15 protein-coding genes are annotated in these 13,224 nt (G+C 52.5%); 2 read left to right on the top strand and 13 right to left on the bottom strand.

Annotated elements, in window-relative coordinates; translation table 11 throughout:
* The 9 genes from tuf to fkpA all read right to left on the bottom strand — a co-directional run.
* The coding region (gene tuf / locus OGV71_RS05355; RefSeq protein ID WP_049014834.1) for an elongation factor Tu at positions 1-1,169 on the bottom strand (1,169 nt) is incomplete at its 3' end.
* Between the two features lie 69 nt (positions 1,170-1,238).
* Positions 1,239-3,353 (bottom strand): elongation factor G, encoded by a 2,115-nt coding sequence (gene fusA / locus OGV71_RS05360; protein ID WP_003023659.1) that lies wholly within the window; start codon positions 3,351-3,353, stop codon positions 1,239-1,241.
* A gap of 96 nt (positions 3,354-3,449) precedes the next feature.
* Complete coding sequence (gene rpsG / locus OGV71_RS05365; RefSeq protein WP_003023657.1) at positions 3,450-3,920, bottom strand: 30S ribosomal protein S7; 471 nt, start codon at positions 3,918-3,920, stop codon at positions 3,450-3,452.
* Between the two features lie 95 nt (positions 3,921-4,015).
* On the bottom strand, positions 4,016-4,390 hold the full coding sequence (gene rpsL / locus OGV71_RS05370) for a 30S ribosomal protein S12 (RefSeq protein ID WP_003023654.1): 375 nt from the start codon (positions 4,388-4,390) through the stop codon (positions 4,016-4,018).
* A gap of 125 nt (positions 4,391-4,515) precedes the next feature.
* Positions 4,516-4,803 carry a sulfurtransferase complex subunit TusB gene (tusB, locus tag OGV71_RS05375; protein ID WP_003023651.1) on the bottom strand — a complete coding sequence of 96 codons (288 nt, stop codon included), beginning with the start codon at positions 4,801-4,803 and terminating at the stop codon, positions 4,516-4,518.
* Between the two features lie 7 nt (positions 4,804-4,810).
* Positions 4,811-5,170 (bottom strand): sulfurtransferase complex subunit TusC, encoded by a 360-nt coding sequence (gene tusC, locus OGV71_RS05380; RefSeq protein ID WP_003837966.1) that lies wholly within the window; start codon positions 5,168-5,170, stop codon positions 4,811-4,813.
* On the bottom strand, positions 5,170-5,556 hold the full coding sequence (gene tusD, locus OGV71_RS05385) for a sulfurtransferase complex subunit TusD (RefSeq protein ID WP_204583223.1): 387 nt from the start codon (positions 5,554-5,556) through the stop codon (positions 5,170-5,172). Before tusD ends, tusC begins: the two co-directional genes overlap by 1 nt.
* Positions 5,556-6,278 carry a helix-turn-helix transcriptional regulator gene (locus OGV71_RS05390; RefSeq protein WP_003023643.1) on the bottom strand — a complete coding sequence of 241 codons (723 nt, stop codon included), beginning with the start codon at positions 6,276-6,278 and terminating at the stop codon, positions 5,556-5,558. Before OGV71_RS05390 ends, tusD begins: the two co-directional genes overlap by 1 nt.
* Positions 6,279-6,445: 167 nt before the next feature.
* A complete protein-coding gene (fkpA, locus tag OGV71_RS05395; protein ID WP_003023641.1) occupies positions 6,446-7,264 on the bottom strand; it encodes an FKBP-type peptidyl-prolyl cis-trans isomerase in 819 nt (272 codons plus the stop codon).
* Positions 7,265-7,496: 232 nt separating this feature from the next.
* Here fkpA and OGV71_RS05400 point away from each other — a divergent pair, with 232 nt between their 5' ends.
* Positions 7,497-7,715, top strand: coding sequence for a protein SlyX (locus tag OGV71_RS05400; protein WP_003023639.1), 219 nt, complete (start codon positions 7,497-7,499; stop codon positions 7,713-7,715).
* 198 nt (positions 7,716-7,913) lie between these two features.
* Here OGV71_RS05400 and slyD read toward each other — a convergent pair whose 3' ends face one another.
* The 4 genes from slyD to kefG form a co-directional block, all read right to left on the bottom strand.
* Positions 7,914-8,519 (bottom strand): peptidylprolyl isomerase, encoded by a 606-nt coding sequence (gene slyD, locus OGV71_RS05405; protein ID WP_003023634.1) that lies wholly within the window; start codon positions 8,517-8,519, stop codon positions 7,914-7,916.
* Positions 8,520-8,613: 94 nt separating this feature from the next.
* Complete coding sequence (locus tag OGV71_RS05410) at positions 8,614-8,814, bottom strand: YheV family putative zinc ribbon protein (RefSeq protein WP_003023632.1); 201 nt, start codon at positions 8,812-8,814, stop codon at positions 8,614-8,616.
* A 9-nt stretch (positions 8,815-8,823) separates the two neighbouring features.
* A complete protein-coding gene (kefB, locus tag OGV71_RS05415) occupies positions 8,824-10,629 on the bottom strand; it encodes a glutathione-regulated potassium-efflux system protein KefB (RefSeq protein WP_003023630.1) in 1,806 nt (601 codons plus the stop codon).
* A complete protein-coding gene (gene kefG, locus OGV71_RS05420; protein ID WP_003023629.1) occupies positions 10,629-11,180 on the bottom strand; it encodes a glutathione-regulated potassium-efflux system ancillary protein KefG in 552 nt (183 codons plus the stop codon). Before kefG ends, kefB begins: the two co-directional genes overlap by 1 nt.
* A gap of 132 nt (positions 11,181-11,312) precedes the next feature.
* On the opposite strand from kefG, the gene OGV71_RS05425 reads away from it, so the two are divergent.
* Entirely contained in the window at positions 11,313-13,214 is a 1,902-nt protein-coding gene (locus OGV71_RS05425) for an ABC transporter ATP-binding protein (RefSeq protein WP_204583222.1), read from the top strand.
* Positions 13,215-13,224: the final 10 nt, after the last annotated feature.

Genomic DNA, 13,224 nt, shown 5'->3' on the forward strand with positions numbered 1-13,224 from the left:
GCAACAACGCCCGCACCAACAGTACGGCCGCCTTCACGGATTGCGAAACGCAGACCGTCGTCCATCGCGATCGGGTGGATCAGGGTAACAACCATTTTGATGTTGTCGCCCGGCATTACCATCTCTACGCCTTCCGGCAGTTCGATGGTACCAGTCACGTCAGTAGTACGGAAGTAGAACTGCGGACGGTAGCCTTTGAAGAACGGAGTATGACGGCCGCCTTCGTCTTTGGACAGAATGTACACTTCAGATTCGAACTTGGTGTGCGGCTTGATAGAGCCCGGCTTAGCCAGTACCTGACCACGTTCGATTTCTTCACGTTTGATACCACGCAGCAGAACACCAACGTTCTCACCAGCACGGCCTTCGTCCAGCAGTTTGCGGAACATTTCAACGCCAGTACAGGTAGACTTAGCAGTCTCTTTGATACCAACGATTTCAACTTCTTCACCAACTTTGATGATACCGCGCTCTACACGACCGGTAACAACGGTACCACGACCGGAGATGGAGAATACGTCTTCGATAGGCAGCAGGAACGGCTTGTCAATCGCACGCTCTGGTTCTGGAATGTAAGAATCCAGGAAGCCAGCCAGTTCGATGATTTTCGCTTCCCACTCTGCTTCGCCTTCCAGCGCTTTCAGAGCAGAACCACGAACGATCGGAGTGTCGTCGCCCGGGAAATCGTACTGAGACAGAAGTTCACGAACTTCCATTTCTACCAGTTCCAGCAGCTCTTCGTCATCAACCATGTCGCATTTGTTCAGGAACACGATGATGTACGGAACGCCTACCTGACGACCCAGCAGGATGTGCTCACGAGTCTGCGGCATCGGGCCGTCAGTCGCAGCAACAACCAGGATCGCGCCGTCCATCTGCGCAGCACCGGTGATCATGTTTTTAACATAGTCGGCGTGGCCCGGGCAGTCTACGTGTGCGTAGTGGCGAGTCGGGGTGTCATATTCAACGTGAGAAGTGTTGATGGTGATACCACGAGCTTTTTCTTCCGGCGCGTTATCGATCTGGTCGAATGCACGAGCAGCACCGCCGTAGGTTTTAGCCAGTACGGTAGTGATTGCAGCGGTCAGGGTAGTTTTACCGTGGTCAACGTGGCCGATGGTGCCGACGTTAACGTGCGGTTTTGTACGTTCAAATTTTTCTTTAGACACGGCTATATTCCTTACTATAGTGCTCTCCCCTATGGAGAGAGCACGGGACTTAGGTTTTAATCCTGTGGATTATTTACCACGGGCTTCAATAACGGCCTGAGCAACGTTGTTCGGCGCATCGTCGTACTTCAGGAACTCCATGGAGTAAGAAGCACGGCCTTTGGTCAGAGAACGCAGCTGGGTTGCATATCCGAACATTTCAGACAGCGGAACTTCAGCATGGATAACAACGCCAGTGACGTTGGATTCCTGACCACGAAGCATACCACGACGGCGGCTCAAGTCACCGATTACGTCACCGGTGTTCTCTTCCGGAGTCTCTACTTCAACCTTCATGATAGGCTCAAGCAGAACTGGTTTCGCTTTCTTAAAGCCATCTTTGAAGGCGATAGAAGCGGCCAGTTTAAACGCCAGCTCAGAGGAGTCAACGTCATGGTAAGAACCGAAGTGCAGACGCACGCCCAGATCAACAACCGGGTAACCAGCCAGCGGGCCAGATTTCAGCTGTTCCTGGATGCCTTTATCAACGGCCGGGATGTATTCGCCAGGAATTACACCACCTTTGATGTCGTTGATGAACTCGTAGCCTTTCGGGTTTGAACCCGGCTCCAGCGGGTACATGTCGATAACAACATGACCGTACTGACCGCGACCACCAGACTGCTTAGCGTGTTTACCTTCGATATCGGTAACTTTCGCGCGAATCGCTTCACGGTAAGCAACCTGAGGTTTACCGACGTTCGCTTCAACGTTGAATTCACGCTTCATACGGTCAACGATGATGTCGAGGTGCAGCTCACCCATACCAGCGATAATGGTCTGGTTAGATTCTTCGTCAGTCCATACGCGGAATGACGGGTCTTCTTTAGCCAGACGGCCCAGAGCCAGACCCATTTTTTCCTGGTCAGCTTTGGTTTTCGGTTCTACCGCGATGGAAATTACCGGCTCAGGGAATTCCATACGTTCCAGAATGATCGGGTGATCCGGGTCACACAGAGTGTCACCAGTGGTCACGTCTTTCAGACCGATAGCAGCAGCGATATCGCCCGCGCGAACTTCTTTGATCTCTTCACGTTTGTTAGCGTGCATCTGTACGATACGGCCGAAACGTTCACGTGCAGTTTTCACGGAGTTCAGGATGGTGTCACCGGAGTTAACCACACCAGAGTACACGCGGAAGAAGGTCAGGTTACCCACGAACGGGTCGGTAGCGATTTTGAATGCCAGAGCAGCAAACGGCTCGTCATCGCTAGCATGACGCTCAGCAGGAGTATCTTTACCGTCGTCCAGAATACCGTTGATCGCAGGTACGTCTACTGGGGATGGCAGGTAATCAATTACCGCATCCAGCATCGCCTGAACACCTTTGTTCTTGAACGCAGAACCACAGGTTACCAGGATGATTTCGTTGTTCAGAACACGCTGACGCAGAGCTTTTTTGATCTCTTCTTCAGTCAGTTCTTCACCACCCAGGTATTTCTCCATCAGCTCTTCTGAAGCTTCTGCAGCGGACTCGATCAGGTTCTGGTGCCATTCTTCAGCCAGTTCCTGCATGTCAGCCGGGATATCTTCATAAGTGAAGGTTACGCCTGCATCTTCTTCGTTCCAGTTGATGGCTTTCATTTTCACCAGGTCAACAACACCGGTGAACGCTTCTTCAGCGCCAATTGCCAGCTGCAGCGGAACAGGGTTCGCGCCCAGACGGGTTTTGATCTGACCAACAACTTTCAGGAAGTTCGCACCCATACGGTCCATTTTGTTAACGAACGCAATGCGCGGAACTTTATATTTGTTTGCCTGACGCCATACGGTTTCAGACTGAGGCTGAACACCACCAACTGCGCAGTAAACCATTACTGCACCATCAAGCACACGCATGGAACGTTCTACTTCGATAGTGAAGTCAACGTGCCCCGGGGTGTCGATGATGTTTACGCGATGCGGTTCATACTGCTTAGCCATACCAGACCAGAATGCAGTAGTCGCTGCGGAGGTGATAGTAATACCACGTTCCTGCTCCTGCTCCATCCAGTCCATGGTGGCTGCGCCGTCATGAACTTCACCGATTTTATGGTTTACACCGGTGTAGAACAGAATACGTTCGGTAGTAGTGGTTTTACCGGCGTCGATGTGCGCACTGATACCGATGTTACGGTAGCGCGCGATGGGTGTTGTACGAGCCATTTGATTCCTCGTTTATCTTTTAGGCGTTCAATTTAAGTAGCCCAAAGCGGGCTGCTTACTAGAAGCGCCCGCCTGGTGACTAAAACTCCGAAGGGATTACCAACGGTAGTGTGCGAACGCCTTGTTGGCTTCTGCCATACGGTGAACGTCTTCACGTTTCTTAACTGCAGTACCTTTGTTTTCTGCAGCATCAGAAAGTTCGTTCGCCAGGCGCAGAGCCATGGATTTATCACCGCGTTTACGAGCAGCTTCAACGATCCAACGCATTGCCAGAGCATTACGACGGACCGGACGGACTTCAACTGGTACCTGATAAGTAGAACCACCAACGCGGCGAGACTTAACTTCGACAGTCGGGCGCACGTTTTCGAGAGCTACTTCGAAAGCTTCCAGTTCGTTTTTACCAGAACGCTGAGCCAGGGTCTCCAGCGCGCTGTATACGATAGTTTCGGCAGTAGATTTTTTACCATCTACCATCAGGATATTTACAAATTTAGCCAGCAGTTCTGATCCGAACTTCGGATCCGGCAGAATTTTACGCTGACCAATGACGCGACGACGTGGCATGGAAATACTCCGTTGTTAATTCAGGATTGTCCAAAACTCTAAGAGTTTAGTTTGACATTAATATAAAACGTTTGGCCTTACTTAACGGAGAACCATTAAGCCTTAGGACGTTTCACGCCATACTTGGAGCGTGATTGCTTACGGTCTTTAACGCCGGAGCAGTCAAGCGCACCACGAACGGTGTGGTAACGAACACCCGGGAGGTCTTTTACACGACCGCCACGGATCAGGATCACGGAGTGCTCCTGCAGGTTGTGACCTTCACCACCGATGTAGGAAGTCACTTCAAAACCGTTAGTCAGACGAACACGGCAAACTTTACGCAGTGCGGAGTTCGGTTTTTTAGGAGTGGTAGTATATACACGAGTACATACGCCACGTTTCTGCGGGCATGCTTCCAGCGCAGGCACGTTGCTTTTTGCAACTTTGCGTGCACGTGGTTTGCGTACCAGCTGGTTAACTGTTGCCATTAAATAGCTCCTGGTTTTAGCTTTTGCTTCGTAAACACGTAATAAAACGACCTCATACAATATGAGGACGCAGAATTTTAGGTCGGTGTCGAAAAGGTGTCAAGAAATATACAACGATCCCACAATTACCAGGACATCTGGCTGGGATGCTTCACCGTAAGTCTGACGAAGTCAGTATAGCTAACCCTGACGACACTGTCTGAAATTTGACCGCTCAACCCGCGAGCCTTAATGTCTTCTTCCAGTACATAGACCTTAATGGAGGCATTTTGCAGACTTTCAAGGAAACGGCTTCCTTCGATTGCTGCCGTCACGCCATCCTGGAGCAATAAAAGTTCATCGTCTTTATCAATCAGACGAAGAAGAGAGGAGAAATCGGTAAGCCACGCGGAGCGATGTAGTGTGTGCAGCATGAGAGTCTCAAAACCTTAAAATGACGTCATAGTTGCCTAACTCACGGCGTAAATCTTCCGGTTCAAGCGCTGTCGCATCGATCACAAAATTACTCCCCTGCTGAAGGCCCCGCTCGCGTAATGAGGCAGCGCAGAGCCAACATTGATCGATATCGTACAACCCTAACAGTTTGAAGGTCGCGATATAGTCTCGCGCCAGCACGGCATCCGGTTGCTGTCCCTGAAGGATTTGAAAGACGCCATCTCCGATAAAAAACACGCCGAGGTCTTCCGTTAATGCAGAGGTCGCCAGCAATGCATCTAACCCTTCACGGCCAGATGCGCTGCCGTGCGGCACGGTAGAAAAGACAAAAGCAACACGTTTCATCAGAATTGCACCACGCGATCGCAGGTCAGGGATGCCTCAGCCAGCGATCCAAGCCCGCTGAGGTTAAAACCTGATTGTAAATTAGCTCCTGCCAGCCCCAGCCGCTTTGCCTCAGTCTCATCAACCACGCCGCGTCGCAACGCCGCAGCCACGCAAATATTCAGTGTTACACCATGCTGTTGGTTCAGCTGTTGCCAGGCCCGTACCAGATCGTATTCATCACTGGCAGGCGAAGTGAGTAGGTTGGCGTTATACACACCTTCACGATAGAAAAAGATGCTGCTTAACTCATGCCCTTCTTTGAGTAGTGCATGAGCAAATTGCAACGCGCTGCTCGCCTGCTGCGTGCCGTACGCAGGCCCCGTCACCATGATGGCAAAACGCATTACTTATCTTGCCCCTGGAAATCGCCACTTTTGAACTGACGAATATAGAGGTAGACCGTATGTTTGGAGATGTTCAGCCGATCGGCGACCTGGTTGATGGCATCTTTAATATCGAAGATGCCTTTCTCATACAAATTCAGGACGATCTGGCGGTTCTTCGCGTTGTTGGAAACATTACGATCGGCATTCACTTCTTCGATTGTGAATTCCAGCGTCTGGGTAACCAGATCTTCCACCGAAGAAGCGAAGTTGACGGCAGAGCCCACTTCCGGGGTTTCCGGTGGGATAAAGGTATTCATTATCTGCGAGAAAGGGACATCAAGGTTCATGTTGATGCACAGCAGACCAATCACGCGATGCTCACGGTTGCGAATGGCAATCGTCACCGACTTCATCAAGACACCGCTTTTCGCACGTGTGAAGTAACACTTCGACACGCTGCTATCCGCACCCGTCATATCATGCAGCATACGCAACGCAAGGTCAGTAATCGGTGAGCCAATTTTACGGCCCGTGTGTTCACCGTTAGCAATGCGGATGGCCGAGCATTTCAAATCCTGCAAAGAGTGCAATACGATTTCACAATGGGAACCAATGAGCATCGCCAACCCGTCCACTACCGCTTCGTAGGATTTGAGGATATCGAAGTCGGTTTGATCGAAAGGACGTTGATCCAGCAAATCTAGCTCACTGGTTTCGTTGGTTAAAAGCGACCTGGACATGAAAAAAAGCACTCCTTTTCAGGAGCCTGTCGTTATGTTGTCAGGGCAGGCTCATCACTATTATAGGGGCATCTAAAGTAATACAGCGCACAAGGCGCTTTCCAGTATTAATTATATCCTGTCGATAATAAAAAACCGCCGCCCTGTGGGCGGCGGTTTTTGTTAGCTTATTTTTTGCTGCTGTCTGCAGCTTTATCTGCCGGTGCAGCATCTGGCTGCGCGTCAGCTTTCGGTGCCGGTTTGATGTCTAACAGTTCAACATCAAAGACCAGCGTAGAGTTGGCCGGAATGCCCGGAACGCCCGTTTTGCCGTAAGCCAGATCCGGTGGGATAACCAGCTGGATTTTGCCGCCTTTCTTGATGTTTTTCAGGCCTTCAGTCCAGCCCGGGATCACGCCGTCAAGACGGAAAGAGAGCGGCTCACCACGGGTATAAGAGTTATCAAACTCTTTACCATCGATCAGCGTACCTTTGTAGTTAACAACCACGGTATCGCTGTCTTTCGGTGCAGCGCCGGTACCTTCTTTCTCTACTTTGTAGACCAGGCCAGTAGCCGAGGTTTTAACGCCTTTCTCTTTAGCAAATTTCTCGCGGTAAACTTTACCTTTGGCTTCGTTGTCAGCCGCGTCTTTTTCCATTTTTGCCTGGGCGGAGCTCTTCACGCGCGCTTCAAACGCCTGCAGAGTTTGTTCGATTTCCTGGTCAGACAGTTTGCTCTTGTCTGCAAACGCATCCTGAACACCAGCGATCAGCTGATCTTTATCCAGTTTGATGCCCAGCTTTTCCTGCTCTTTCAGAGAGTTTTCCATATAACGACCCAGGGACGCGCCCAGCGCGTAAGCGGCTTTTTGGTCGTCATTCTTGAATGCTGCTTTGCTGTCAGCAGTAGCGGCTGGTTTCGCAGCATCAGCAGCGAAGGTGATCGGGGCATGCAGAGCAACAGCCATTGTGGTCGCCAGCAGCGTTACTTTAAACAGTGATTTCATCCATATCTCCAGGGCCGGGGCATCTCACCCCAGGGTTAACTAACATAAAAATGTACTATAAAGCGTTGCAGAACAAATCAACATACAGGCACGCCCTATTATCACCACTTTTCAGACTCTTTTTGTTTAAATTAGTTTCGTGACCGAAGATTGAGTGCTGTGCAAACAGGCAAAGTTAAGTAGAATTCGCCGCAGTCCGCGATCTGCCGGAGAAAAAAGAAAGAGGTGAATCATGCAGGATACAACAATGGAAACTCGCCTGGCTGAACTGGAAAGTCGCCTGGCATTTCAGGAGATAACCATTGAAGAGCTCAACGTGACGGTGACCGCGCATGAACTGGAAATGGCCAAACTGCGCGACCATCTGCGTCTGCTGACGGAAAAGCTCAAAGCAACGCAACCGTCCCACATCGCGTCGCAGTCTGAAGAGACCCCTCCGCCACATTATTGAGACGTAAAAAAGCGGGGATATCCCCGCTTTTTTTGTGTCCGAAAGCGCTAACGCTTATCGGATCTACTCACATATACCCAAAGGATTTCAAATCACAGCAAGGCGGCAAGCTTGAGGAAGTCCTGGGAGCATAGATAACTATGTGACCAGGATTCGAAAGCGCAGCCAACACCGCTGTGGGTTGAAAGACGAAGGGTATTAGTGGCAACCGCAGCCGCCGCCGTTACCTTTACCGCCACCGCCGCAGCAGCCTTCGCCGCCGTGCTCGTGACCATGGTCGTGGCCGTGACCACCGCAGCAACCGTCATGACCGTGGTCATGATCGTGGTCGTGACCGTGCGCACCGTGAACGTGGCCGTGAGCCAGTTCTTCTTCGGTCGCTTCGCGGATAGCAACAACTTCTACGTTGAATTTCAGATTCTGGCCAGCCAGCATGTGGTTACCGTCAACCACAACGTGGTCGTCTTCCACTTCGGTAATTTCTACCGGTACTGGACCCTGGTCAGTTTCAGCCAGGAAACGCATGCCAACCTGCAGTTCGTCAACGCCCATGAAGACGTCTTTAGGAACGCGCTGCACCAGGTTTTCGTCGTACTGACCGTATGCGTCGTTTGCGCCAACAGCAACATCGAATTTGTCGCCAACTTCATGACCGTCCAGCGCTGTTTCCAGGCCAGAAATCAGGGAACCGTGACCATGCAGGTAGTCCAGCGGTGCACTCACCGGAGACTCATCAACCAACACACCGTCTTCTGTACGTACCTGATAGGCCAGGCTGACCACCAGGTCCTTTGCTACTTTCATGATATCTCCTGAGCATGGAAAGAATAGTGGCGCAGATTGTAGCGGAATTCTGCACCCGTGTACCCTCTAGCTTAAAAAAAGCTGCGCCATATCGCTAGTCCGGATGAAAAATCCCGATCACTTGCTCTTCTTTGCGAACGTGCTCGCGCGCCTCTTTATCGGCTTCCCGCATCTGATGACCGCACTTAACACACTCAACAATATCGATATTATTTTCACGCCACATCGCCAGAGTATCCTGCGACTGGCAGGACGGACATTTTGCACCTGCGATAAAACGTTTACGAATTGCCATGATTATCCTCTACTCAAATTCATCCCAGCCATCCAGCTGACGTCGCTCTTGCTGCATCTCTCGTTGGAAAATTTCCTCCAGCTCGCGCCGTGCTTCCCTGGCTCGAGAGATTTGTACCGTATCTGTATGCATGGGGATCAGTTCCCGCAGCATGCGCATATCCAGCCGACGAAAATGCAGCTGGGCACGCTGGGCCTGGTGCGGATGCATCCCCAGTGTAACCAGCGTTTTACGCCCCAACTCCAGCGCACTGGAGAACGTTTCGCGCGAAAACTGCGTCACACCGGCCTGTAATAACTCATGCGCCTCTACACGTCCGCGCGCTCGCGCAAGAATATGCAAATGCGGAAAATACTGTTGGCACAGTTCCACCAGTTTCATTGTGTCTTCAGGCTCATTACAGGTAATAACAATAGACTGTGCCGCCTCTGCCCCTGCGGAGCGCAACAGTTCCACCTGAGTGGCGTCACCGTAGTAGACCTTATAGCCATATTTGCGCATCAGATTCACCGCGCTGATATCTCGCTCCAGGACGGTAATACGCATTTTATTGGCCATCAACAGGCGACCAATAACCTGACCAAAACGCCCAAACCCCACCACAATCACCTGCGGTTTATCATCTTCCACCCAGGGTTTTTCGTCTTCCTCATCCGTGCCGTTAAACTGGCGGGAGAGCCATTTATCAATCAACTTCATCACCAGCGGCGTGGTCATCATCGACAGTGTGACGGTCACCAGCAGCAACGCCATTTGGTCGCCCTGAAACAGCCGTTGCGAGGATGCCGTTGAAAACAGCACGAAAGCGAATTCACCGCCCTGACTTAAAACCCCGGCAAATTGCATCCGTTCAGAGCTTCTCATGCCGTTAAGACGCGCCAGTACATACAGCACCAGCATTTTTACGACCACCAGCACGATCACACTCGCTGCCACCCACAGAATATGGGTGTAGAGCACGCCGAGATTGAGCGACATGCCAACGGAGATAAAAAACAGCCCGAGCAACAGTCCTTTAAAAGGATCGATTGCCGTTTCCAGCTCATGTCGGTATTCACTTTCCGCCAGCAGCACACCCGCGATAAACGTTCCCAGCGCCATTGACAGCCCCAGCGCATCCATAAATAAAGCAGAACCCAGCACCAACAGCAGCGTGGCAGCGGTGAACACTTCCCGCACGCCAGAATCCGCAATAAAGCGGAAAACCGGACGCAGCAAATAGCGCCCGCCAATCAGCATGCCGGCAAAGGCCAGCACCTTCATTCCCACTTTAATCCAGTCAAAATGTTCGTCAGCAGACCCCGCCAGCAGCGGAACCAGCGCCAGCGCAGGGATCACCGCCAGATCCTGAAACAGCAGCACCGAAAAACCCAACTGCCCGGATTCACTGCGGTTCATGCCTTTCTCACGCATCAACTGTAGCGCCATCGCGGTCGATGACATCGCCAGACCAATGCCGCCAACCACTGCCGCCTGCCAGGAGAACGCAGTGAGCATCAATAATCCTGCCAGCACCACCGCGCTCAGCATCACCTGCGCGGCGCCGACGCCAAAAATTGAACGCCGCAGTTGCCACAGCTTGGCCGGATTAAGTTCCAACCCAATGATGAACATCAGAAAAACCACGCCCAGCTCGGAAAAGTGCAGGATTTCATCCACATCGCTGATGAACCCTAATCCCCACGGGCCGATGGCAATACCCGCCAGCAAGTAACCCAACACCGGACCGATACCCAACCTGGACGCCAACGGTACCGCCGCCACCGCCGCGAAGAGAAACAACACTCCGGCTGTCAACAAATCTGAACCTTCCATCAGCGGCCTCCCACAGGGATCGGATTCGCCAGCCAGTCACCATACGCTTTCGCATGGCTGTCCAGCTCCTGCTTCGTTTGCCTTCTGGCCCAGTAAACGATAATAGGGCTCATCCAGTGCATGCGGCACATACCGGCCGTCAGCTCGAAAGGGCGCAGCACATCGCTCATTGGATAACGGTTTAGCGCGTCATAGCGGTAGGCACTTTCCGGTTCTCCGGTAGTGATAACGCTACGCCAGTACTTTCCCGCCAGTTGATTCCCTCCGGGACCGCTGGCAAATCCGCGGCTCAGTACGCGGTCAAGCCACTCCTTTAACAGCGCCGGACAGCTATAGGTGTAAAGCGGATGCTGAAAAACGATCACATCATGCTCACGCAGCAGCGCCTGTTCATGCGGAATATCGATAAAAAAATCAGGATAGTGCGCGTAAAGGTCGTGCACGGTAACATTGCTGAGCTGCATGGCCGGTTTAAGCAGAACACGGTTCGCGACCGAGTCCTGAGATTCCGGATGGGCATACAGCAGCAAGACTTTCGCTGGCTGGAACATCATCCCCCTCCCGGTTTTGTCTTTTGTCTATTTTCGACGTTTTGGGCTACCATTGCGCCTCGGTGCGGCAAACGGCCCGCACATTACATTATCATAATGATAAATTAACATAGTCTGAACATACGGCGCCTTATGATTGTTTTCTCATCGTTACAAATTCGTCGCGGCGTGCGCGTCTTGCTGGACAATGCCACGGCCACCATTAATCCAGGGCAGAAGGTTGGCCTGGTGGGTAAAAATGGCTGCGGTAAATCTACCCTGCTGGCATTGCTGAAAAATGAACTCAGCGCCGACGCTGGAGGATTTACCTATCCGGGAAACTGGCAGCTCGCGTGGGTGAATCAGGAAACGCCTGCGTTGCCACAGCCCGCGCTGGAGTACGTCATTGACGGTGACCGCGAATATCGTCAACTGGAAGCGCAGTTGAACGACGCCAACGAACGTAACGATGGACATGCCATTGCCACTGTCCATGGCAAGCTGGATGCCATCGACGCCTGGACCGTGCGTTCACGCGCCGCCAGCCTGCTGCATGGCCTCGGTTTCTCCAACGAACAGCTTGAACGGCCGGTCAGCGACTTCTCCGGTGGCTGGCGTATGCGCCTCAACCTGGCCCAGGCGCTGATTTGCCGTTCAGACCTACTACTGCTCGATGAACCTACCAACCACCTCGATCTCGACGCGGTGATCTGGCTGGAAAGATGGCTGAAAAGCTATCAGGGCACGCTGATCTTGATCTCCCACGACCGCGACTTCCTCGATCCAGTGGTGGATAAAATTATTCATATCGAACAGCAAACCATGTTCGAGTACACCGGCAACTACAGCGCGTTTGAAATACAGCGTGCGACCCGCCTCGCGCAGCAACAGGCAATGTACGAAAGCCAGCAGGAGCGCGTGGCACATCTGCAAAGCTATATCGATCGTTTCCGCGCTAAAGCAACGAAAGCAAAACAGGCGCAGAGTCGTATCAAAATGCTGGAACGCATGGAGCTGATTGCCCCAGCGCACGTGGACAACCCGTTCCACTTCAGCTTCCGTGAACCGGAAAGCCTGCCAAACCCGCTGCTGAAGATGGAAAAGGTCAGCGCTGGCTACGGCGATCGCGTCATTCTCGATTCGATCAAACTGAACCTGGTGCCGGGTTCCCGCATCGGTCTGCTCGGTCGCAACGGCGCGGGTAAATCGACGCTGATTAAGCTGCTGGCCGGCGAACTGGCCCCCATCAGCGGCGAGATTGGCCTGGCGAAAGGCATCAAGCTGGGCTACTTCGCGCAGCACCAGCTGGAGTTTTTACGCGCCGATGAATCACCAATTCAGCATCTGGCACGCATGGCGCCGCAGGAGCTGGAGCAGAAACTACGAGACTACCTGGGTGGATTCGGCTTCCAGGGCGATAAAGTCAGCGAAGAAACTCGCCGCTTCTCCGGTGGTGAAAAGGCGCGTCTGGTGCTGGCATTGATCGTCTGGCAGCGCCCGAACCTGCTGCTGCTCGATGAACCGACCAACCACTTGGACTTAGATATGCGTCAGGCGCTGACCGAAGCGCTGATCGATTTTGAAGGCGCGCTGGTTGTCGTCTCGCACGACCGTCACCTGATCCGCTCCACCACCGACGACCTCTATCTGGTACACGACAAGAAAGTCGAGCCGTTTGATGGCGATCTGGAGGATTATCAGCAGTGGCTGAGCGATGTCCAGAAACAGGAAAATCAGAGCGACGAACCGGCGAAAGAAAGCGTTAACAGCGCCCAGGCACGTAAAGACCAGAAGCGTCGTGAAGCTGAACTGCGCACTCTGACGCAACCGCTGCGCAAAGAGATCACCCGTCTGGAAAAAGAGATGGAGAAACTGCACGCGCAGTTAGCTCAGGCGGAAGAGAAACTCGGCGACAGCGAACTGTACGACCAAAGCCGCAAAGGCGAACTCACCGATTGTCTGCAACAGCAGGCCAGTGCGAAATCCGGGCTGGAAGAGTGTGAAATGGCCTGGCTGGACGCTCAGGAACAACTTGAGCAGATGCTCGCCGAGTAGTCATAATTGC

This window comes from Citrobacter sp. Cf088, from assembly GCF_030334295.1.
Classification (GTDB): domain Bacteria; phylum Pseudomonadota; class Gammaproteobacteria; order Enterobacterales; family Enterobacteriaceae; genus Citrobacter; species Citrobacter freundii.

Bases quoted from the DNA above. Each gene is read 5' to 3' on its own strand.
- fkpA (WP_003023641.1), bottom strand. From the start codon at position 7,264: ATGAAATCACTGTTTAAAGTAACGCTGCTGGCGACCACAATGGCTGTT.
- rpsG (WP_003023657.1), bottom strand. From the start codon at position 3,920: ATGCCACGTCGTCGCGTCATTGGTCAGCGTAAAATTCTGCCGGATCCG.
- OGV71_RS05410 (WP_003023632.1), bottom strand. From the start codon at position 8,814: ATGGCAATTCGTAAACGTTTTATCGCAGGTGCAAAATGTCCGTCCTGC.
- kefG (WP_003023629.1), bottom strand. From the start codon at position 11,180: ATGTTCCAGCCAGCGAAAGTCTTGCTGCTGTATGCCCATCCGGAATCT.
- tusD (WP_204583223.1), bottom strand. From the start codon at position 5,556: ATGCGTTTTGCCATCATGGTGACGGGGCCTGCGTACGGCACGCAGCAG.
- OGV71_RS05390 (WP_003023643.1), bottom strand. From the start codon at position 6,278: ATGTCCAGGTCGCTTTTAACCAACGAAACCAGTGAGCTAGATTTGCTG.
- fusA (WP_003023659.1), bottom strand. From the start codon at position 3,353: ATGGCTCGTACAACACCCATCGCGCGCTACCGTAACATCGGTATCAGT.
- rpsL (WP_003023654.1), bottom strand. From the start codon at position 4,390: ATGGCAACAGTTAACCAGCTGGTACGCAAACCACGTGCACGCAAAGTT.
- slyD (WP_003023634.1), bottom strand. From the start codon at position 8,519: ATGAAAGTAGCAAAGGACCTGGTGGTCAGCCTGGCCTATCAGGTACGT.
- kefB (WP_003023630.1), bottom strand. From the start codon at position 10,629: ATGGAAGGTTCAGATTTGTTGACAGCCGGAGTGTTGTTTCTCTTCGCG.
- OGV71_RS05400 (WP_003023639.1), top strand. From the start codon at position 7,497: ATGCAGGATACAACAATGGAAACTCGCCTGGCTGAACTGGAAAGTCGC.
- OGV71_RS05425 (WP_204583222.1), top strand. From the start codon at position 11,313: ATGATTGTTTTCTCATCGTTACAAATTCGTCGCGGCGTGCGCGTCTTG.
- tusB (WP_003023651.1), bottom strand. From the start codon at position 4,803: ATGCTGCACACACTACATCGCTCCGCGTGGCTTACCGATTTCTCCTCT.
- tusC (WP_003837966.1), bottom strand. From the start codon at position 5,170: ATGAAACGTGTTGCTTTTGTCTTTTCTACCGTGCCGCACGGCAGCGCA.